The sequence below is a fragment of the Salicibibacter kimchii genome (assembly GCF_003336365.1).
GTDB lineage: Bacteria > Bacillota > Bacilli > Bacillales > Marinococcaceae > Salicibibacter > Salicibibacter kimchii.
The window spans coordinates 1,735,246-1,754,550 of record NZ_CP031092.1; the positions used below are offsets into that span (position 1 = coordinate 1,735,246).

At 45.4% G+C, this 19,305-nt stretch carries 25 protein-coding genes; 6 read left to right on the forward strand and 19 right to left on the reverse strand.

Annotated features, from left to right (window positions below):
• Positions 1–132 precede the first annotated feature (132 nt).
• From DT065_RS08690 to DT065_RS08755, 15 genes are all read right to left on the reverse strand, one after another.
• Positions 133–426, reverse strand: a complete 294-nt coding sequence (locus DT065_RS08690; protein ID WP_114372570.1) for a hypothetical protein — start codon at positions 424–426, stop codon at positions 133–135.
• Positions 427–428: 2 nt separating this feature from the next.
• Entirely contained in the window at positions 429–1,307 is an 879-nt protein-coding gene (locus tag DT065_RS08695) for an ATP-binding cassette domain-containing protein (RefSeq protein ID WP_114372572.1), read from the reverse strand.
• A gap of 3 nt (positions 1,308–1,310) precedes the next feature.
• Positions 1,311–1,700, reverse strand: coding sequence for a GntR family transcriptional regulator (locus tag DT065_RS08700; RefSeq protein WP_114372574.1), 390 nt, complete (start codon positions 1,698–1,700; stop codon positions 1,311–1,313).
• Positions 1,678–2,433: a hypothetical protein gene (locus DT065_RS08705; RefSeq protein ID WP_114372576.1), complete on the reverse strand. Its 756-nt coding sequence runs from the start codon at positions 2,431–2,433 to the stop codon at positions 1,678–1,680. The genes DT065_RS08700 and DT065_RS08705 overlap by 23 nt, the downstream gene beginning before the upstream one ends.
• Positions 2,434–2,438: 5 nt before the next feature.
• Positions 2,439–3,185, reverse strand: a complete 747-nt coding sequence (locus DT065_RS08710) for a hypothetical protein (RefSeq protein WP_160112471.1) — start codon at positions 3,183–3,185, stop codon at positions 2,439–2,441.
• A gap of 333 nt (positions 3,186–3,518) precedes the next feature.
• Positions 3,519–4,019 (reverse strand): nucleoside transporter C-terminal domain-containing protein, encoded by a 501-nt coding sequence (locus tag DT065_RS19695; RefSeq protein ID WP_335743589.1) that lies wholly within the window; start codon positions 4,017–4,019, stop codon positions 3,519–3,521.
• Positions 4,016–4,741: a Na+ dependent nucleoside transporter N-terminal domain-containing protein gene (locus DT065_RS19700; RefSeq protein ID WP_335743590.1), complete on the reverse strand. Its 726-nt coding sequence runs from the start codon at positions 4,739–4,741 to the stop codon at positions 4,016–4,018. The genes DT065_RS19695 and DT065_RS19700 overlap by 4 nt, the downstream gene beginning before the upstream one ends.
• Positions 4,742–4,864: 123 nt before the next feature.
• Positions 4,865–5,326, reverse strand: coding sequence for an acyl-CoA thioesterase (locus DT065_RS08720; protein WP_114372580.1), 462 nt, complete (start codon positions 5,324–5,326; stop codon positions 4,865–4,867).
• 206 nt (positions 5,327–5,532) lie between these two features.
• The gene (locus tag DT065_RS08725) at positions 5,533–6,507 is read right to left on the reverse strand and encodes a quinone oxidoreductase family protein (RefSeq protein WP_114372582.1); all 975 of its coding nucleotides are present in this window, start codon (positions 6,505–6,507) and stop codon (positions 5,533–5,535) included.
• Positions 6,508–6,550: 43 nt separating this feature from the next.
• Positions 6,551–6,715 carry a hypothetical protein gene (locus DT065_RS19865; RefSeq protein WP_160112472.1) on the reverse strand — a complete coding sequence of 55 codons (165 nt, stop codon included), beginning with the start codon at positions 6,713–6,715 and terminating at the stop codon, positions 6,551–6,553.
• Between the two features lie 22 nt (positions 6,716–6,737).
• Entirely contained in the window at positions 6,738–7,301 is a 564-nt protein-coding gene (locus DT065_RS08735; RefSeq protein ID WP_114372583.1) for a TetR/AcrR family transcriptional regulator, read from the reverse strand.
• A 13-nt stretch (positions 7,302–7,314) separates the two neighbouring features.
• On the reverse strand, positions 7,315–8,091 hold the full coding sequence (locus DT065_RS08740) for an SDR family oxidoreductase (protein WP_114372585.1): 777 nt from the start codon (positions 8,089–8,091) through the stop codon (positions 7,315–7,317).
• 257 nt (positions 8,092–8,348) lie between these two features.
• Positions 8,349–8,714 carry a hypothetical protein gene (locus DT065_RS08745; protein WP_114372587.1) on the reverse strand — a complete coding sequence of 122 codons (366 nt, stop codon included), beginning with the start codon at positions 8,712–8,714 and terminating at the stop codon, positions 8,349–8,351.
• A gap of 200 nt (positions 8,715–8,914) precedes the next feature.
• The gene (locus tag DT065_RS08750; RefSeq protein WP_114372589.1) at positions 8,915–10,405 is read right to left on the reverse strand and encodes a catalase; all 1,491 of its coding nucleotides are present in this window, start codon (positions 10,403–10,405) and stop codon (positions 8,915–8,917) included.
• A gap of 68 nt (positions 10,406–10,473) precedes the next feature.
• Positions 10,474–10,875 (reverse strand): Fur family transcriptional regulator, encoded by a 402-nt coding sequence (locus DT065_RS08755; RefSeq protein WP_114372590.1) that lies wholly within the window; start codon positions 10,873–10,875, stop codon positions 10,474–10,476.
• 735 nt (positions 10,876–11,610) lie between these two features.
• Here DT065_RS08755 and DT065_RS08765 point away from each other — a divergent pair.
• The 3 genes from DT065_RS08765 (at position 11,611) to DT065_RS08775 (ending at position 13,586) form a co-directional block, all read left to right on the forward strand.
• The gene (locus tag DT065_RS08765; RefSeq protein WP_114372592.1) at positions 11,611–12,300 is read left to right on the forward strand and encodes a thioredoxin domain-containing protein; all 690 of its coding nucleotides are present in this window, start codon (positions 11,611–11,613) and stop codon (positions 12,298–12,300) included.
• Complete coding sequence (locus tag DT065_RS08770) at positions 12,297–12,713, forward strand: disulfide oxidoreductase (protein WP_114372594.1); 417 nt, start codon at positions 12,297–12,299, stop codon at positions 12,711–12,713. The genes DT065_RS08765 and DT065_RS08770 overlap by 4 nt, the downstream gene beginning before the upstream one ends.
• Positions 12,714–12,779: 66 nt before the next feature.
• Positions 12,780–13,586 (forward strand): M15 family metallopeptidase, encoded by an 807-nt coding sequence (locus tag DT065_RS08775; RefSeq protein ID WP_114372595.1) that lies wholly within the window; start codon positions 12,780–12,782, stop codon positions 13,584–13,586.
• A gap of 109 nt (positions 13,587–13,695) precedes the next feature.
• Here DT065_RS08775 and DT065_RS19150 read toward each other — a convergent pair whose 3' ends face one another.
• The 3 genes from DT065_RS19150 to DT065_RS08785 all read right to left on the reverse strand — a co-directional run bounded on the left by DT065_RS19150 (position 13,696) and on the right by DT065_RS08785 (position 15,804).
• Positions 13,696–13,851, reverse strand: a complete 156-nt coding sequence (locus tag DT065_RS19150) for a hypothetical protein (RefSeq protein ID WP_193550818.1) — start codon at positions 13,849–13,851, stop codon at positions 13,696–13,698.
• A 47-nt stretch (positions 13,852–13,898) separates the two neighbouring features.
• A complete protein-coding gene (locus DT065_RS08780; RefSeq protein ID WP_160112473.1) occupies positions 13,899–14,300 on the reverse strand; it encodes a YugN family protein in 402 nt (133 codons plus the stop codon).
• 142 nt (positions 14,301–14,442) lie between these two features.
• A complete protein-coding gene (locus tag DT065_RS08785) occupies positions 14,443–15,804 on the reverse strand; it encodes a glucose-6-phosphate isomerase (RefSeq protein ID WP_114372599.1) in 1,362 nt (453 codons plus the stop codon).
• A gap of 102 nt (positions 15,805–15,906) precedes the next feature.
• Here DT065_RS08785 and DT065_RS08790 point away from each other — a divergent pair, with 102 nt between their 5' ends.
• Positions 15,907–16,134 (forward strand): DUF378 domain-containing protein, encoded by a 228-nt coding sequence (locus DT065_RS08790; protein WP_114372601.1) that lies wholly within the window; start codon positions 15,907–15,909, stop codon positions 16,132–16,134.
• A gap of 64 nt (positions 16,135–16,198) precedes the next feature.
• Here the strand turns inward: DT065_RS08790 and yugI are convergent, their stop codons facing one another.
• Positions 16,199–16,606 (reverse strand): S1 domain-containing post-transcriptional regulator GSP13, encoded by a 408-nt coding sequence (yugI, locus tag DT065_RS08795; RefSeq protein WP_114372603.1) that lies wholly within the window; start codon positions 16,604–16,606, stop codon positions 16,199–16,201.
• Positions 16,607–16,785: 179 nt separating this feature from the next.
• On the opposite strand from yugI, the gene DT065_RS08800 reads away from it, so the two are divergent.
• Both DT065_RS08800 and htpX read left to right on the forward strand, forming a co-directional pair.
• The gene (locus DT065_RS08800) at positions 16,786–18,117 is read left to right on the forward strand and encodes a sodium-dependent transporter (RefSeq protein WP_114372604.1); all 1,332 of its coding nucleotides are present in this window, start codon (positions 16,786–16,788) and stop codon (positions 18,115–18,117) included.
• A gap of 69 nt (positions 18,118–18,186) precedes the next feature.
• Positions 18,187–19,101 carry a protease HtpX gene (gene htpX, locus DT065_RS08805; RefSeq protein ID WP_114372606.1) on the forward strand — a complete coding sequence of 305 codons (915 nt, stop codon included), beginning with the start codon at positions 18,187–18,189 and terminating at the stop codon, positions 19,099–19,101.
• The last annotated feature ends 204 nt before the right edge of the window (positions 19,102–19,305 follow it).

The following is a 19,305-nucleotide window of genomic DNA, read 5'->3' on the forward strand; positions in this document are numbered from 1 at the left end:
ATCTGAATCAATCAACCATCGATTTTATTGACTCTTCACGAAAGGTCTCATCTTCAAGAAATTGCTCGATAAAAATGGGCAGATTTCTTCCCAGTTTAACACTTTGCCACTAACTGAAGTCATCATTCAAAATCACCAACTCCATAACATTGCCGTCATCGGTTGTTGCATACTCGCCTGATTAAGGACAAAAGCCGTCGAGTCACCTTTTTGGCCGAAAAATTCAATGCCTTCGATGTCAGCCGTTCCCGTTTCCAATATTTCCGTAAGGATGGCTGCTGCTTCTTCATTGGACCACTCGCTGTCTGAATATCGTGTAGCCATTCGCCATATGAAGCGGCTGTTGCACCCGGCAAACGATCCGACCAGCGGCAACGCATTGATAACGACAATCATCAAAAACACAATTACGATAAACGACGACATACTTACACCTCATTCGTTTCCCTGTCGCGAAGCATCAACGGCAAGCTTTCATGCAAACTCAAACGCTCGCGTTTCAAAATTTGAACGTCTCGTTCTGCCAACCATTTTTCCGTTGCCTCAGCATCACTCGTTAAAATCTGTGGCGTAGCTCCTTCGACACTGACTTCTCGGATACCGGGTACCTCCTCAACCCCGGTAACGGGTTTCGCCAGCCAAATCCGCTTAAATCGTTGCGCAAGTATATCTTTTTCCATCGGCTCCCGTGTTTTTCCGTCTTTCATAATTACAATATAGTCCGCGAGGCGTTGTACTTCATCGGCGATATGCGTCGCAAACACGATGCTGCCATCCGGATCATCATCCATTTTACGAATAAGGATTTTCTCCAACTGTGTCTGCCCCTCCATATCAAGGCCCGCGAACGGTTCATCAAGGAGCAAAAGCGATGTATCACGGCTAAGTTGTAGGGCAATCACCGCCTTGCGTTGCATCCCGACGGATAGCTTGCTGATTTTTTTTCGCAGGGGGAGCTTGAATTCCTGCACAAAATTTTGAAAGCGCTTATCTTCCCAGCTATCATCATGCGCGGCATGCAGATTCCGCAATTGTTGTAAGCGAAAAGACAGCACTTCCGGGAACCTTTGCGGCACATAACTAAAAGCGGCCTTCGCTTCAACATCGTGAATATTGTGGCCGAAAATATTCGTTTCTCCCTCCCCGGGGTAATCACCGCTCAACGCTTCAAACAACGTCGTTTTGCCGGCGCCATTATTTCCAATCACCGCTGTAATGGTTCCGGCCGGAATCTCTAGATTAATGGGGCCGAGCGTAAAATCATCGCCCATTTTCCTGACAATATTTTGGCACGTTAATGTATGCATCTCTTATCTCTCCTCTCCTAAAACCATGGTCAATAATCTTTTAATCTCTGCGTCCGTATACTCATGCTGGCGGGCTGTTCTCACAGCTTGACGGAGGGCATCCTGAACTGCTCGTTCTTTTAAGATCGACCGTTCCTTACTCCCCACTTCCTGGACGAACGTCCCCTTGCCGCGGTACGTTTTGATATAGCCCTCTTGTTCCAAATTTTGATACGCGCGCCGAGTTGTAATTACACTGCAACCCAAATCAGCGGCAAGCGCGCGAATGGACGGGAGGGCTGTGTCCGCCGGCAAATACCCGGACACGATGAGCGCTTTTATCTGCTCTTCGATTTGATAGTAAATCGGCTCTTGCCGGTCGTCATTGACTTCAATCGGGAGCGGCACGGACATCTCCTCCCTTCCGCTTGATCCGTCTAAGACCCAATCGGGAGACAATAAGGAGCATGACACAAACAATGAGGACAGCAATTAAGGCATTAAACAGAAATGACCCTTCTTCTGCTAGATAAATCGAAAATGCCATGAACGTGCCATCAAATGGAGCGAGCCAAACCCAGACAACGAAATAAAATAAAAAATAAATGAAAACGACCATATATGCCCAACTATAAAGGAAAAATCTTTTTTGATAATGAATGCCAATCTCTTCAAGTACCGTGATCGTCGATACAAAAGCAATCGCTGCCCAAAAAACGAGAAAACTATAGAAGGCCGGATCTGTGAATGTAAAAGGAAATACGTTCGTAAAGCCGGTTACAATACAAATTCCAGCTATCATGATGACAGGCGCCTGCACACCTTTCACCAAGATTCTGCTATAAAATAACTGCTTCTCCGGAACGGGGAGACGTCTGGCATACGTATAAAAAGCACTCGACCACTTTGACGGCGGCAGCTCCGCCAGCCGAAAACCTTTTAGATGGACATTGCCCAATAATACCAGAACCCCAAAGATTAAAAAGACAGATTCCGGAATGGCAGTCACCAAATTTATCCCGGGATCCATATTTGCAACGACATTAATCAATAAGGCTATTAATACACATGCGAGGAGTCCATTTAAAAAACCGGGCACACCCATATGTCTCCACTCAAACAGCGCTAACCGAACGATTTCTTTCACGTCTTTCACCTCCCATATCCATGTTTCCGGATCTTTTTCCTGCCTGCATACTCAACCGTCAATAATGTGATGAATATAATTGCGACAGCGATACCCGACATCGCTGTGGGATAGGCTGCCGAATACTCGATGGTAAAACTTACAAACGATCCGTTATAGGGAACCAGCCAAACCCAAACGATGAGATAGAAAACCAAGAAGCCGATCATCCATGCCACTGCTTTCAAGTTCATTTTCGTATCCTCTTTCAAGCTGTATCCAATTTCGTTTATCGTGTTCATCGTAGAAATTATGACAACAGCAATCCAAAAAGCAGCAAAACTTATGAAGGCATGATCTCCGAATGAGAACGGAAATGGGTCAGGAACAAAGATGACTGCCAACGACACTATCGCAAACATGAGCACGGTTAGATACACGGCTTTCACGAGCATACGACTGTGGAATAATGCCACTTCCGATACCGGTAAACGCTTCGTATAGCGGTAAAAAGGCGTCGAAAGTATGTCATCGTTCATTTTCACAATACTAAACGGTTCACCGCTGAACTGAGACATACCGAGCCAGAGTATAATCGCTAAAATAAACCAAAAGTCCAATATAATGGCTATTCCTTCATCTTCTGCTAATCCCGCAACAAAAACTAAGAGAATGGTGTAACAAATCAATACAAAGAGTGCAGCAACGACACCCCGAATACTCACATTTTTCCATTCAAACCAAGCCAGACGGAATATATCTCTGATCATCATGAACAACTCCAAACTGTTCATCTGTTTATATCTATATATACAGTATAACACTTTGCTCCATTTTGCAACGGTTTTTTTGAAATAAAAAACACGCCCCCTCTCGGACGTGTTATGGCGACCAAACGATTGAATTTGAGGTCGATTCGGGCTTCATGAACCGCCCATGGCGACCGTATGGTCGAAGGAAAAACCGTTTCGGTCACCATGAACGCTTCATGGCGACCATACGGTCGAATCCAGAGCCCAGTCGAGGCTCATGAACCACCGATGACGACCGAATGGTCGAAATGATAAACGTTTCGGGAATCATGACGCTAAATAGTATCCATTTTTTCACAATATCAGCATGCCGGCGATCGCGCCATTCATCAAGTTTCCGAGAATCGCTGCAATTAACGCTCGCGGACCAAATTGGGCAATTTCCTGGCGACGCTCCGGCACAAGTGCCCCTAAACCGCCGATCATAATCGCGATCGTTCCGATGTTGGCAAACCCGCATAGAGCAAAGGTGGCAATCGCGATCGTTCTAGGATCGGTAATCGCCCCAGCCTCCATGGCGTTAATTAAGGTTCCGAAACCGACAAACTCGTTAATAATCGTTTTCTCAGCAATCATTTGGCCGACAAGCATGGCCTGTTCCCAGGGGACTCCGATTAGAAAGGCCAAAGGCGAGAATACAAAACCGAATATTGTAGCGATGGTCAAATCTTGGCTGATGAGCCCCAGCCCTATATCGATTAATTCCACAAGCGAAACGAATGCAAGGACCATTGCACCAACGTTCAAAGCCAGACGCAACCCGTCGGTCGTCCCTCTGGCGGCAGCGTCAATCACATTCCTCGTATCTTTATCCCTTTCGAGTTAACATCATCGGTCGTTTTGCTGACATCCGATTCGGGAACGACCATTTTAGCCATAACTAATCCTGCCGGTGCGGCCATAAAACTCGCGACGATCAAATAATCCACAGGTGCCCCCATCGCTACGAGTCCACCCAGTACTGAACCGGCAACGGTTCCTAAACCAACCGTCATCACCGTAAAGAACTCTGAACGAGTCATTTGATTCAGGTAGGGTTTAATCGTCAACGGCGACTCGGTGATCCCGACAAAAATATTCGCCGTTGCTGCAATTGATTCCACCTTGCTCGTCCCTAAAACTTTTGAAATGAAACCGCCTAAGATTTTAATTAGCCAGGGCATGAACCCTATGTAAAAAAGTACACCCATTAAAGCAGCGAAGAAAATAATGACGGTCAAAACATGAATGAAGAACGTGTTGCCATCATTAAGCGCCATCATTTCTTCCCCGAACAAAAATTCAATCCCGGCATCTGCAGCACCTAAAATGCCAGTCACAAATTGGCTAAGTACAGCCAACACTTCCTCGCCGACACCCCAGCCGAGAAAGAGCAAGCCAATCGCAAATTGAATAGCCAACGCGCCCAATACAGTTCTCACGTTAATGTTCTTCCGATCAACCGAAAGCAAAAAAGCGAGCCCCAACAATACAATCATTGCAATGAGCCCCCACGCGATATTGCCCAATAATTCCATCTCTCGCGCCTCCCCCTATACAATTTTTATGATCCATGGAAAATTAATGCTAATCTGAACAAATATGCTTAAAATTAGATTACCATTTCAACGGCATTTTCTACAATAATTGGATAACATTAATCACTCCCCGCTTTTTCTGCTGAGAGCCATGTCAATGATCTCCCTTTCAGCATCTGTCTCGGCGAAAACTCCCGGTACTTCAGTCGGATTTCCACTGCTGTCAATCGCTACCATCGTCACAAAAGATGTGGTTGTTGTTTTAGTATCTTCGGTCGCCGGATTCTCTACACTGACGTGGACATAGACCACCATCGATGTACGGCCGGTTGCCGCTACCCACGCTTCAACATTTACGAGATCACCCGACTTCACAGATGAATGGAAATCAACGCTGTCCACGGAGGCAGTGACAACGATTTTGCCGGAATGCCGCATCGCCGCGATTGCCGCTGCTTCATCAATATAAGCGAGTACGGTCCCTCCGAAAATCGTTTGTAAATGGTTCGTATCCGAAGGGCTTATCAAATGCGACTGGAGCGTGTGGGAACGCGTCATTGGTCGCTTTTCTTTTTGTTTGCTCATGTCTATCACCTTTCCATTTCGTGTTTACCCTTTATAAACCTACATTTTTTGATAAGAAACGTCAAATAAGCCTATGAAAAAAGCCAAGCCCAATAATGTGGACTCGACTTTTTAAAGTAATTGGTAATATGTTCAAGCTTGATATTGCAATGATAATGAGGCCTTGCGACGCATATGGAGATACATTGATCGACCTATCTCCTTGATTACACTTCCAAAATAATTTTGCCTTTCGTTTTTCTCCCTTCCATTAATTCATGGACGCGTGCGGCCTCATCCAGAGAAAAGGTATGCCCAATCTGCAACTCTAGTTCGCCTTTTTGCAAATGGGAAAACAGTGCTTCCAAACTCGACTGCATTAATGCTGGTTTTCGCATGATTTGAGGTAAAAAGAAACCAATGACGGATTGATTTTTTTCCATGAGTCGTCCGGCATTAAGTCTGCTTTGTTCTCCGCTTGCGGAACCGAAGATAACGAGACGACCGAAACTTCCGAGGACTTGAAGTGTTTTCTCGAAAACATCTCCTCCGACCATCTCCATCGCAATGTCCACGCCTTTGCCGTCTGTTGCCTCAAGAACCTCTTTTTCCCAGCCTTCTTGGGTATAATTGATGCCCACATCAGCACCCAATCGCTTGGCCTCCCCCAATTTTTCTTCCGTACTTGCTGTCGCGATTACTTTGCCGGCTCCATGCAGTTTTGCCAATTGTACAGCGATACTTCCGACCCCACCGGCCGCTGCATGAACGAGCACCGTCTCCTCTTCTGCCAATTGCCCCATCGTTATCAGCACATGATAGGCACTCAATCCTTGTAATGGCAACGCTGCCGCGGTAGAGAAATCCAACGAATCTCCGATCGGAATTAGTCCACGCGCATCAGCCGTCACGTACTCGGCATACGCCCCCGAACCGGTCAATGTTACCACTCGTGTACCTGGCTTTACATTCGTTACTTCCGCTCCAACTTCTTTTACGACACCCGCGACTTCGGCACCGGGTATGAAAGGCAATGGCGTGGGCACAACATATTGGCCTCTCCGCCGCGCAGTATCCGCATAATTGACGCCGACACGATTAACTTCAATTAAAACTTCCTGCTCGTTCGGTTTCGGAACTTTTACGTTCGCTGTTTCCAATACATCCGGTCCGCCAAAGTTCGAGAATTGAATCGCTTTCATTTTAATCACCTATTTTCCTTTAAAATTTGGTTCTCGTTTTTGCTTAAATGCTGCCACACCTTCTTTGTGGTCTTCGGTTGTCATCATCATTGTTTGCGAGATTCGCTCTTGCCACCTTTGCCCCTTCGTTGGCGACTAGAACAGCGGTCTTTTCTCCAATGCCGCTCCCTGCACCCGTTATCAAAACAGTCATATCTTTGAACCTCATTGTATCCTCCTTCCCATTTCCCTCAAGATTCAATGCCACGCAACATCATATCGACGAAAATACCCGCTACTTCTTCATCCCTGTACTTCCCTTCAGGGTTAAACCATTGGTAACTCCAATTAATAACACCAAGAATCGCGAGCGTAACAATCGGAGGATTCAGATCGTTGCGAAATTCTTTTGTTGTAATTCCCTCTCGAACAATTTCCTCGACCTGTTCTCTAACTTGATTGCGCTTGTGGGCAATGTCGGTATAACTCTCTGCACTCAAGTGGCGCATTTCCCGAAAAAGAATTTTGGCACTTGAGCGATGCTGCTTTATTTTCGTCACCATTACATAGACGACACCGACGAGTTTATCCCGACTATTTTTCGTTTTATCATTGGAAAGTTCCTCGATATTCCGAACCAAGCCATCGATGTATTCAAAATGGATGTCGGTTAACAATTCTTCTTTACTGGAAAAATAATAATAGAACGTTCCTTTGGTCACTTCCAGCGAACGAACGATATCATGAATGGATGTTTCTTTAAATCCTTTTCTTCCAAATAATTGGATGCTTTCTCTTTTTATTTGTTCTTTCATCTGTCAACCCTCATTACATCAAGCTCGTCCCTCCGTCAACAACGACGACGTCTCCGGTTATATACTTCGAAGCGTCAGAGGCAAGAAAAAGGGTGACCCCTTTCAAGTCATCATCTCCGCCAAAACGTCGAAGCGGTGTAAATGTAAGCATTGCCTGGTTGTTTTTCTCCATTAGTTCTTTTGACATTTTCGTCTTAAACCAGCCCGGTGCAATGGCGTTGACGTTAATATTGTGTCGTCCCCATTTCACGGCTAAATCTTTCGTAAAGTTGATAATCGCGCCTTTACTCGTGTTGTAGGGAATCGTATCCATCATTTCCGGCATTGAGTTTTTCAGGGCCGCGACCGATGAAATGTTAATCATTCGCCCGCCCCCTTGTTCGATCATCACTCTGCCGACCGCCTGGCTCATGAGAAATGTACCGGTGATGTTGACATCGATCACTTTTTTCCACGCATCCAGAGGAAGATCGACGACCGGCGCCCCCCATGTCGCTCCGCTGTTGTTGATAAGTATATCGATGGAACCAAATTTCTCTTGTGTTTTTGCAACAAGATGGTCTACATCTGCTTGGTCGGTTACATCACACTGCAGTGCGAGGGTTTCCACCCCGTATTCATCTTTCAACTGTTTGGCTACGTCTTCACAGTTTTCCAGTCTGCGTGAGCAAAGGACGACATTAGCGCTCGACTCTGCCATCGTTTCCGCAAATTGGGCTCCAAGGCCTCGGCCGCCGCCGGTAACGATTGCTGTTTTTCCCTTAATGTTAAAGAGATCCAATAAGCTCATCATGACTCCCTCCCATTACTGATTTTTTCATCGTGTGATAGCGGAACCTTTCTGTACGTACGATCCATTTTTGGTTGTAAATTCTGAACTCTTCCGTTATACTAACCATTTAGTATGTGAATATTATAACATATTACGGATTTGTTAGATACAAATTTTCATTTATATCAAAAAAGAAAAAATGCTTTGCTCGTGTCAAGGTTGAAAGGAGAATCTGGTTAGCAAGCAAAGCATTAAGTTTGAAGGAAGCATTATGGCTATAAATTTTTCAAACAGTGGATGTCCCGATCATGGTGTTTCATTTTTTCTTCTATTCCTGAGAAATCGACATCCAACAAGCGAAGCTGACGATCAACAAAGTCAAACCGTTCCTTTGTCTCATTAAACCGAGTATTTATTTCTTTCCGAAGCCCTCTCTGCCCATCTGTCAACACTTTCTGGCCGGTTTTCAATTCTTCGATGTTCTTATTCATTCCATTCATTCTTTCATCGATGGTCGTAACTTTTTCTTCCGTCGAAGACATTCGCCCATCCATTGACGTAACTTTTTCTTCCATCGAAGACATTCGTCCATCTATCGAGGTTAACTTTGACAAGATTTGTTCTAATTTTTCTTCGTTCATCGCTATCCCCCTTCCTTTAAATAATAGTAAAAATCATAGCTCCAGTATACACGAACAAATATTCTGTTTCAGCTACATTTTTGCTACTTATACAAAATAATGACATTGCAAATTTACCGCTCAATTTTTGCACTGAAAAAAAAGAAACCCCGTTGAATCATTCCACTGGATTCAACGGGGTTTCATTGTTTCAGAGACTATTAGACATTCACTTTACTCATGGAAATACCGGCGGCTTTAGCCACACCTTCCCCGTAATCAGGGTCAGCTTTGTAGCAGTTTTCAATATGTCTTACTTTAACCTCTTCACTTGCCCCTTCCATGTCATTTGCTGTATTGATAAATAAATGTTCTTGTTCTTCAGGCGTCATGAGACGGAAGAGCTTTCCGGGCTGCTCAAAGTAATTATCATCATCTTCACGGAAGTTATGATAATCAGCCGGTCCTTCGAGTTCTAATGCTGGTTCTTGATGCTCTTTGCTGTCTGCCCATTCCCCATAGCTGTTCGGGGAATAGTGAATTTCCCCACCTTCTGCTCCGTGCAAGACACGCATAGCACCATCACGATGATATGGATGGAAGTCTTTCGCATTTTGGGGGTAGTTAACTGGAATTTGCCAATGATTGACACCTAAACGATAACGCTGTGTATCGCTATAAGAGAATATACGCCCTTGGAGCATTTTGTCCGGTGAAAAACCGATGCCCGGAACAATATTCGTCGGTGCAAATGCTGCCTGTTCTACTTCTGTAAAGTAGTTTTCCGGATTACGGTTAAGCACCAATTCGCCGACTTCGATCAGCGGGAAGTCTTCTTTATACCAGACTTTCGTCAAATCAAATGGGTTATATGGCATTTTTCGGGCTTCTTCTTCCGTCATGACCTGAATATATAATGTCCATTTTGGATACTCACCGTGAGCGATGGCATTATAAAGATCTCTCGTATGGCTCTCAGGATCTTCTCCGCGTAATTTTCCCGCTTCTTCGTCCGTCAGGTTTTTAATGCCCTGCTGTGTACGGAAATGGAACATAACCCACACTCGCTCATTATCTGCATTGATCATGCTGTACGCGTGGCTACTGAATAAGTGCATATTTCGGAAACTTGCCGGAGTCCCACGATTACTATTTTCGATGGTTACTTGGTGCAGTGATTCCGGTAATAATGAAAAGAAATCATATTTTGCATTAGGATCTTTCAGATTCGTTTTAGGATTACGTTTAACCACGTGGTTTAGATCTGTAAAACGCTTCGGATCCCGAAGGAAAAATACCGGTGTATTGTTACCGACAATATCCCAGTTCCCTTCTTCTGTATAGAACTTCATGGCTGTTCCGCGAATGTCACGCTCTGCATCCGCAGATCCCCGTTCACCGGCAACGGTAGAGAAACGAATAAACATATCCGTCTGCTTGCCGATTTCAGAGAAGATGTCGGCTTTTGTATATTTTGTAATATCCTGCGTTACGGTAAATGTACCATATGCACCGGCGCCTTTTGCATGCATACGGCGTTCCGGGATGACTTCTCTGTCAAAATGAGCCATTTTTTCTAGGTACCAGTAGTCCTCCATTAACATTGGCCCGCGTTTACCGGCTGTTTTGGAGTTGTCGTCGTTAGGGACTGGTTGTCCAAACGCCGTTGTCATTTTCCTATTTTCATTGTTTTTGTTTTCGTTTTCGCTCATTACAAGCGCACCTCCAAGTGATTTTTAATAAAAAACAAGCCGTATGTTAATTGAATGCTTTCTGCCATTCATTTGCCTTGACAGTCCGCACACACCCCCTTTAACACAACATGATGTAAGTTAACGGGTTCGTCAACGGCATAGTTCGTTTCTTGAGCAACAGTGCCGAGCCATTCTTCCGGAAGATCCGCATAGATTTCATCGATTTTCCCACACTCTTTGCACGTAATATGATGGTGGTCATCGATATTTGCGTCATAGCGGCTGGCGTTATCTCCCAATTTTAATTCCAGAATGTATTCCGCATCCACTAAGTAACGAAGGGAATTATAGATGGTTCCATAAGCGAAGTTTTGCCCGCGTTCACGAAGCCGATCCATAACTTCCACCGCTGTCGGGTGATCACCCGACTCCCGTATAACTTCGTACACAGCTTGTCGTTGGGGCGTATGATAAGCTTTAGCTGACATGTGGTTCACCCCTCACATCTTCTAATTTATACTTAGTCTAAATTTATGTCAAGACATTCGCTTTCTATTTTCCCTTTAGTGCAAAAGGGTTGAAATAGATGGTCCCCCTGTAAAGGACGACCTTTATATGTCCAACGAAACGGCTTGGCCAGAAATCGATGATCATCATCGATTTATTGCGTCCATCGATAAACCAAGTCTTCAACGGCATGGAAGCTGGCTCTTGGATTGATTCGATCACGAGATAGAATGCTAAACCAACGTTCAATTTGATTGAGCCATGAGCGGTGTTTCGGTGTATAAATGAATCGGATGCATACTTCGGCTTCTCAGCACTCCTATGCTCGTATTTCATACCAATCCTGTCCTTCCTTCGGCATAGTTGCTGCGCTTCGCTTCCTTTTCATGCCGAAACCAAGCATGCTTCGGCTTTCGAATATGCCTTTGCCCTCCTTTCATGCCAATGCCGTCCTTTCTTCGGCATATTCGTTGCTTCACGCCCTCTTCCCATGCCGATGACTTTGTTTGTTTTGGGAGCGCGCTCTAGTTCATACGCGTTAAATGATCCCCGCCCCATACCAGGGTACTAGCGAAGAAATTTTAACTTCATGATGACTTGCACGTATCGATTTTCAAATTTCGAGCTTCAATACTTACATCAAATTGTCATCATCGATTTATACATAAAAAGTGTGATAGTGTTAGGATAGAAAAAAGAGTTTAGAGGTGAAGAATGTGGCTCAAGCAAAAAAGAGAAATACAAGTAAAAAAGCACCGATCAAAATGCTTGTCATTATTACGCTTGCCCTTGTCATTGTCATGGGAGCGCTCTTATTCGTCGCGAATATGGGAGGGGGTACCACGGCTGTCGGACAAGTCCCACCCGTCGAAGATGTTCCAACAACAGGAAATGAAGACGCCCCCGTTTCAATCGTTGAATTTGGAGATTATAAATGTCCGGCTTGTGCCAATTGGGATTCCGAAATCGTCCCCCAACTGTATGAGGATTACGTAGATTCCGGCGATGCCTCCCTATCATTTTTTAATTATATTGGTTTCGGCGAAGAGTCACTGTTGGCATCATTGTCTGCACGCTCCATTTATGAAGAAGCGCCCGATCAATTTTGGAACTATCATCACGCGCTCATGCAACATGCAGGGCAGCAAGGTTCACAGGTAACTACTGATCTTCTTTTGGATTTATCGGAAGAACATGCCCCGGCTGTAGATCAAGATGAACTGGAAGAGGCCATCCTTAACCAAGAAGCAATGACGAGAATTGAAGAGGATCACAGTGTCATAGAAGAATTTGATGTTCAATCGACGCCGACGATCATGGTCAACGACCAAGTCATTGACGATCCTTTTGACTATGACGCCATCCAATCAGCTATCGACGAGGAATTGGCGGCTACCAGCTCATGACGCGGCAAAGCCTCTTCCTATATGCCGCTTGGTTGCTGGCTTTAATTTCCACGTTCGGAAGCTTATATTTCAGTGAGGTCGCTGGTTATGTTCCTTGTGAAATGTGCTGGTATCAGCGGATCGCCATGTACCCTCTCGTGGTTATTCTTGGGATCGCGACCTTCCGATCTGATGCTGGCATTCGATTGTATGCACTCCCATTTTCCATTATCGGCGCTGTATTGGCAGCACTCCATTATGCGGAACAAAAAATCCCGGCGTTTGGCGGCGCAACGCCGTGTGCGGACGGCGTTCCATGTAGCGCCGAATACATTAATTGGTTTGGCTTTATCACCATTCCTTTTTTAGCCTTGATCGCTTTTGCACTCATTACCATTTGCTTATTGTTCGCGCGACAATCATCCGAGGATTAGAAAAAGTTAGCTTCCGCCAACTCCTTATGGCGGAAGCCGTAAAGTAAAAATAAAGGTGGGAGCGCTTTGAAACATGGGAAAATGGCGATTGTCGGAACGACCGTATTCCTCCTGTTAAGTGCTTGCCAGGAGACGCAAGAAAACCGGCAAACGGATCAACCTTCAGAACCAGAAGAAGAGACAAGCGAAAATGCGGAAGAAAATAACACCGAAGAAGAAAACAATGATCCATGGGTTATCGAAGAGGACCAGTTCAATGTGACGGAAACGGTGGAAGGCGTGGACACCATCCAAAATCCGGATAATATTCAAGTGCTAGTCAATCATGATTACGCCTTACCGGAAGGGTATGAGCCTGATGACCTCGTCGTTCCTGATGTCACCTTTTCTTTCGATGAAGACGTGGAGAAACGATATCTACGAGCGCCCGCCGCTGAGGCTTTGGAAGATTTATTCGACGCTGCTTCCGAAGACAGCCAGGACCTTTTTGCCGTTTCCGGATTTCGTTCCCATGAACGCCAAGACGCCATTTTTGCAAATGCTGTGGCGGAAAGCAGTGAAGAAGAGGCGAATGAAACGATCGCGAAACCCGGTAACAGCGAACATCAAACCGGGTTAGCGATGGACATTTCCAGCGATAGCAATGATTTTCAACTAAGCCCCGCATTTGCCGAAACGGAAGAAGGAGAATGGGTTGCCGAACATGCCCATGAACACGGATTTATCATCCGCTACCCGGAAGACGGAGAAGCGATAACAGAGATCTCCTACGAACCTTGGCATCTAAGGTATGTCGGCGAGGAAGTTGCAACAATTATTTACGAACATGGCATTACGCTTGAAGAATTTTTCGAGCACACCGCTAAAATATAAAAAGTGAACCTTTCATCACTGTAGTTCTTCCTTTTCCGACTTCTGGCAGCTGACCTCCGGGATTGCCTTCGTCGGGATAAGAAAGGGTTGCCCTCGTGAGCAACACCCTCTAAAAAATCCATTCAATCACTGCCCAGCCCACCGCTCCGATTACACCGGCAACGACGGAATGCAACACTTGTTCACTGTTCATGCTTTTTTCTTTCGACCAATCGATAATAAGCCATCCGACAAAGATGGCAAGCCCAAACCAAATGGCTTGCATTTTCCCCTCCCATTTCTTATCGAGAGGCCGCGCTAACGTGGCCTCTTTTATGTTGATAACGCTTGTTCCAATTCACGAACGAGCATAACCCCCTCGCGAACGTACGCTTGATCAATGTAGGTATCTTTTTCTTCCTGTGATGAAAATTGGTTCCATAGAGCACTGTACGCCGTAATCCCCTCATGATCAAGTCCTGATTGATAACGGTGGGAAAACAGGAATGGCATCCCCAACACGACCGTTGCATCCCTGCTGCCATTTTCCCCTACCGCTATTGAAAATGGAATACGTAAAAAATGATAACCGTGGTTATCCGCCATTTGATAATCCATGTACGCGTCATCGTATTCCCATCCGCTCTCGATCGTAAAGCCGAACGGTTTAACCTTTTGCTCCAATTCTTTCATTGGCATCTGTAAGCCACTGATTTGTGATCGCAATTCCAACATAGCCAACGGCCTCCTATGAAGCATTTTGCGGGAGGGCTAAGTGAACAGAGAAAATACACCTATGCCTCCGCCCACCTTTCATACTATCCCTCGAGATACTGAATTCATGTAAATCATAAGAGGCAATATCCACCAGCTTGGGCTACGCCCATTCGTTCAAGCGTTCTTCCAATTCGGCGCGGCGGTTTTCATGGCCAGGCTTGCCTAAAAGGGCATACATATTCTGCTTATAACTCTCCACTCCCGGTTGATCAAACGGATTTACGCCAAGCAAATAGCCGCTTAAAGCACATGCTTTTTCAAAAAAATAAATCAGTGCGCCCAGGGAAAAAGCGTCCAACTGTTCCATTTCAAGAATGAGATTCGGAACAGATCCGTCCGTATGCGCCAACATCGTCCCTTGATATGCTTTTTCATTGATGGCATCAAGATGATCGCCGGAAAGAAAATCAAGGCCGTCTTCGTCGCCTTTCGATTGGGGAATTTCTATTTTATTGCGACTTTTTCCGATGTATAAAACGGTCTCAAATAAATGACGACGCCCTTCCTGAATGTATTGTCCCATCGAATGAAGATCGGTCGTAAAGGTTGCCGATGCAGGGAAAACCCCTTTGCCATCTTTCCCTTCACTTTCTCCGAATAGTTGTTTCCACCACTCACAAAAATTTGTAAGTTTCGGCTCGTATGTGGACAACAATTCAATTTGTTTTCCTTTTTGGTACATGAGATAGCGAAAAGCTGCATATTGATAAGCCTGATTATGCATTAAATGCTCTTCGTTGTATTCACGGCACGCTGCCCGCGCACCTGCGAGCAAATCCTGAATCGATATACCGCCCACAGCAATCGGAAGTAAACCTACCGGTGTAAGGACAGAGTATCGTCCCCCCACATCGTCCGGGACGACAAACGTTTCATAACCTTCCCCGTCTGCCATCGTTTTTAACGCGCCTTTTTCCCGATCGGTCGTGGCAATGATTCGTTTTTTTGCTTCTTCTTTTCCATATGTTTTTTCCAACCACGTTTTTATAATGCGGAACGCAATCGCAGGTTCTGTTGTCGTTCCTGACTTAGAAATGACGTTTACATAGACACTTTTCCCATCAAGCGCTTCAAGAAGTTCTGCTGTATAATCGGAAGCGAAATGCTCCCCGAGAAAAAAAACATCAGGACTGTTTTTCTTTTTTGGATGCAAAAAAGAATGAAAGGAGTGGTTCAATCCTGATATGACAGCTTTTGATCCCAATGATGAACCTCCGATGCCGATGACAATAAACACATCTGCATATTCACGAATCCGCACGGCCGTTTTTTCGATATGGGCGAGTTCCTCGTGATTGCCTTTTTCAGGCAAATCTAACCAGCCGAGAAACTCTGCTCCCGCGCCGGTTCCTGTATGTAACAGACGATGGGCTCGGGAAACTGCCGGGCGCAACTGCTCCCATTCATGATCAGCTACAAACGGCGCGACATAATTCAAATTCAGTGACACAGGTGATGGCATAAAAGATCCTCCCTCAAGAACAATAAATTCTATTCCCCTCATACATAATCCAAACATTTCTCCCTCATACTACCTACAGGTACATGTTAGGGAGGTGAAAGAATGAGCGGCTTACAACGCACGGCTCTTATTATAGCAATTATCGGCGCAGTCAACTGGGGGTTGATCGGATTCTTCGGTTTTGACTTAGTTGCAGCGATTTTCGGCGGTCAAAGCGCGGTGTTTGCACGGGTCATCTACGCCATCGTCGGTCTCGCCGGCCTCTATTGTATTTCCCTTCTTTTTATTCCCCAAGAACAAACGCAACAAAGTCCCGAACCACAAAGATGATCGCCATTTAAAAAACCCGGACGCTATACATGTCCGGGTTTGATTTATTTTCTGGCTGGGAGCATTATTTACGGGCGCGTTTGTTAAGATCGGCGTGGATTTCATTGGACTCTTTCAACCAATCTTTGAGTTTGTCTTCCAAGGTATTAAACCCTTGATTTTTGTTTTCCTGTTGCTTTTTCGGCCCGCGTCCCCCGCCGCGTCGGCCTTCGCCGCCTTCCGGCGCGGGTTGAGTGGCTCGAATGGACAGGGAAATCTTGCCGGAGTCAGGTTCTACGGACTTCACTTTCACTTTAACTTCCTCACCAACGGAAAGCACGTCATTAATATCTTTCACGTAGCCATGGGCTACTTCGGAAATATGAACAAGTCCCTGATTTTTATCATCAAGTGCAACGAATGCTCCGAACGGTTTAACACCCGTCACCTTACCTTCAACAATGCTGCCAACTTCGTACTCTGCTACAGACATTCAAACATCCCCTAAACATTTATTAACGCTTAAATCATACCACATGTTCACCTTTCAGGCAAAGAAAAGTTCGAGCTATAGAGAACAAACAACGGAAGAAAGCTTGACAACCTTTCTTCGCCTAAATAATGTGTACGTAACTGATTCATTTAACAATTAAGACAGGAGTGTTCAATAGTATGGCCACGGATCATTGGACATCACGGGTTGGATTTATTTTAGCTGCAGCGGGGTCAGCAATTGGCTTAGGGACCGTTTGGCGCCTTCCCTATGTCGCGGGCACAGAGGGAGGAGGCGCTTTTTTTCTCATTTTTCTCGTGCTTTTATTAACAATGGGAACGGCTTTGTTGCTGGCCGAATTTATCCTCGGGCGGCATACACAGGAAGGGGCAATTAACGCCTATAAACGTGTGGCTCCCAAAGGCCAATGGCAATGGATCGGAATTTTGGGGATGGTTGCTGCCTTCTTGCTTTTATCTTTTTATAGTGTCGTCGGGGGTTGGGTCATCGCTTACCTCGTGCGAAGTTTCAGCGGCCAAGTGACCAACCCCCCGGACGGGGATTACACCGCCCTGTTCGCATCGATCACCGCGAACCCTTGGGAAGTGGGGGCGGCCCATCTTGCCTTTATGATTATGACGATTCTCGTCGTGCAAAAAGGGATTCGCAAAGGAATTGAAAAAGCAAGCGTATATATGATGCCGGCGTTGTTTATTCTCTTCGCTGTGCTCGTCGTTCGCTCCCTCACGCTTGACGGTGCTTGGGAAGGCGTCGTGTTCTTCTTGCAACCTGATTTATCGGCCGTAACCGGTGAAACGCTGCTGACAGCCCTTGGACAAGCGTTCTTTTCCCTCAGCCTCGGTGTTTCTGTAATGGTTACATACAGTTCTTATTTAGGAAAAAATGACAACTTGCCACGGTCCGCATGGTCTGTTGTGTTGCTTACGATTCTCATCGCATTTATGGCGGGGCTCGCGATCTTTCCCGGTGTATTTGCGTTTGATTTGCAACCGGATGAAGGACCTGAGCTTATCTTCACCATTTTACCGGCGGTATTCGGAGAGATGGCTTTCGGAGGTCTCTTCTTTACGCTTTTTATGATATTAATGCTGTTCGCCACGTTGACGTCTGCATTTTCACTCGTGGAAATCATCGTCAAACCTTTGATTCGCGGGAGAGAAGAAAAACGTGTGAAAATGACGTGGATTGTCGGCTTGCTCATTTTCGCGATGGGAATCCCTTCAAATCTATCCTTCGGCGTTTTGTCAGATTGGCACGTGTTTGGGGATATCTTTTTTAATCAAGTCGACTACCTGGTTAGCAACGTTTTACTGCCTATCGGCGCGTTTCTCATCTCGGTATTTGTTTCTTGGAGAATGCGAAAAGAAGATTTGCAGGAAGAAATGCTGCGTGGAAGCAACAGAGGAATTGTGTTTTTTAACACTTGGTTATTGGCAACTCGTTACATCGTGCCGATAGCTATTGTAGTTGTTTTTATCTTTATGATTTAAATGTCCATATGGGCGGTGAACATGCTATAATGGCAAGTGGGAAAAAGTGAACGGAGGTGTCGGAAGACAGTGGGGAAAAGAATCGGTCTTTTTATTTTAACGAACATTCTCATCCTAACGACGGTGGCCATCGTTTGGTCGTTGATTACATCGTTCACGAATATCGATGGATCTTTTCAAACCAGCGACGGCGTTTTGGGAATTAATGTCCTCTCCTTGATGATTTTTAGTTTATTGCTCGGTTTTGGGGGCTCCTTATTTTCCCTGGCCATTTCTCGTTGGGTCGCTAAAAAAATGATGCGTGTAAAAGTGTTGGATCCTGAAGAAAACTTGAACCGGGCGGAACGTGCCATCGTAGAAAACGTACATCGAATGGCAAGAAGCGCGGGGCTTGCTCATATGCCCGAGGTTGGGGTCTATCAATCAAAAGAAGTGAATGCTTTCGCAACCGGTCCTTCAAAAAAACGGTCCCTCGTTGCAGTATCTTCCGGATTATTGCAAGAAATGGACCAAGATGCCGTGGAAGGGGTTATTGCCCACGAAGTCGCTCACGTAGACAACGGGGATATGGTAACGATGACGCTACTGCAAGGGATCGTCAACACATTTGTCGTCTTTTTATCCCGCGTGGCCGCGATTATTTTATCGCGTTTTGTACGCCCGGAGCTCCAATTTATCGTTCAATTGGCTGCCATCATCATTTTGCAAATCCTCTTCTCGATTCTCGGTAGCCTTGTCGTTAACGCGTATTCTCGCCACCGAGAATTTCATGCGGACCGAGGCGGGGCTGATTTTGCAGGCAAAGACAAAATGACGCATGCCCTGCGCTCGCTGCAAAGGTATACCTCCCGTGCACAAATCGATGATCATACGGATGATTCCGCACTACAGACGATGAAAATTAATGGGAAAGGCGGGTTCGTTCAATTATTCTCTTCTCACCCGGATCTACAGGATCGCATTGACCGTTTGCAGCAATCATAAAAACCATTGATGTAAATGGAAGGAGGGGCAGCGATGCAAAACGCTGCTTTTTCTTTGTTGTTTTTTTTGCTACAAGGAATCTTAAAGCAAATATTTTACTTTCTATATTGAAAAAAATTCTCATTGATGATTGACGACAACCACAGCATTGCTTATAATAAATAGTGACTTAATTGATAATGATTTTCATTATTGATATTGAGA

Coding starts and splice junctions, on each gene's coding strand:
- DT065_RS08800 (WP_114372604.1), top strand. CDS start 16,786: ATGGCCACGGATCATTGGACATCACGGGTTGGATTTATTTTAGCTGCA.
- DT065_RS08720 (WP_114372580.1), bottom strand. CDS start 5,326: ATGAGCAAACAAAAAGAAAAGCGACCAATGACGCGTTCCCACACGCTC.
- DT065_RS08790 (WP_114372601.1), top strand. CDS start 15,907: ATGAGCGGCTTACAACGCACGGCTCTTATTATAGCAATTATCGGCGCA.
- DT065_RS08755 (WP_114372590.1), bottom strand. CDS start 10,875: ATGTCAGCTAAAGCTTATCATACGCCCCAACGACAAGCTGTGTACGAA.
- DT065_RS08695 (WP_114372572.1), bottom strand. CDS start 1,307: ATGCATACATTAACGTGCCAAAATATTGTCAGGAAAATGGGCGATGAT.
- DT065_RS08710 (WP_160112471.1), bottom strand. CDS start 3,185: ATGATGATCAGAGATATATTCCGTCTGGCTTGGTTTGAATGGAAAAAT.
- DT065_RS08735 (WP_114372583.1), bottom strand. CDS start 7,301: ATGAAAGAACAAATAAAAAGAGAAAGCATCCAATTATTTGGAAGAAAA.
- DT065_RS19700 (WP_335743590.1), bottom strand. CDS start 4,741: ATGGAATTATTGGGCAATATCGCGTGGGGGCTCATTGCAATGATTGTA.
- DT065_RS08780 (WP_160112473.1), bottom strand. CDS start 14,300: ATGTTGGAATTGCGATCACAAATCAGTGGCTTACAGATGCCAATGAAA.
- DT065_RS08770 (WP_114372594.1), top strand. CDS start 12,297: ATGACGCGGCAAAGCCTCTTCCTATATGCCGCTTGGTTGCTGGCTTTA.
- DT065_RS08745 (WP_114372587.1), bottom strand. CDS start 8,714: ATGAACGAAGAAAAATTAGAACAAATCTTGTCAAAGTTAACCTCGATA.
- DT065_RS08750 (WP_114372589.1), bottom strand. CDS start 10,405: ATGAGCGAAAACGAAAACAAAAACAATGAAAATAGGAAAATGACAACG.
- yugI (WP_114372603.1), bottom strand. CDS start 16,606: ATGTCTGTAGCAGAGTACGAAGTTGGCAGCATTGTTGAAGGTAAGGTG.
- DT065_RS19865 (WP_160112472.1), bottom strand. CDS start 6,715: ATGAGGTTCAAAGATATGACTGTTTTGATAACGGGTGCAGGGAGCGGC.
- DT065_RS08690 (WP_114372570.1), bottom strand. CDS start 426: ATGTCGTCGTTTATCGTAATTGTGTTTTTGATGATTGTCGTTATCAAT.
- DT065_RS08700 (WP_114372574.1), bottom strand. CDS start 1,700: ATGTCCGTGCCGCTCCCGATTGAAGTCAATGACGACCGGCAAGAGCCG.
- DT065_RS08740 (WP_114372585.1), bottom strand. CDS start 8,091: ATGAGCTTATTGGATCTCTTTAACATTAAGGGAAAAACAGCAATCGTT.
- DT065_RS08725 (WP_114372582.1), bottom strand. CDS start 6,507: ATGAAAGCGATTCAATTCTCGAACTTTGGCGGACCGGATGTATTGGAA.
- DT065_RS19150 (WP_193550818.1), bottom strand. CDS start 13,851: ATGCAAGCCATTTGGTTTGGGCTTGCCATCTTTGTCGGATGGCTTATT.
- DT065_RS08785 (WP_114372599.1), bottom strand. CDS start 15,804: ATGCCATCACCTGTGTCACTGAATTTGAATTATGTCGCGCCGTTTGTA.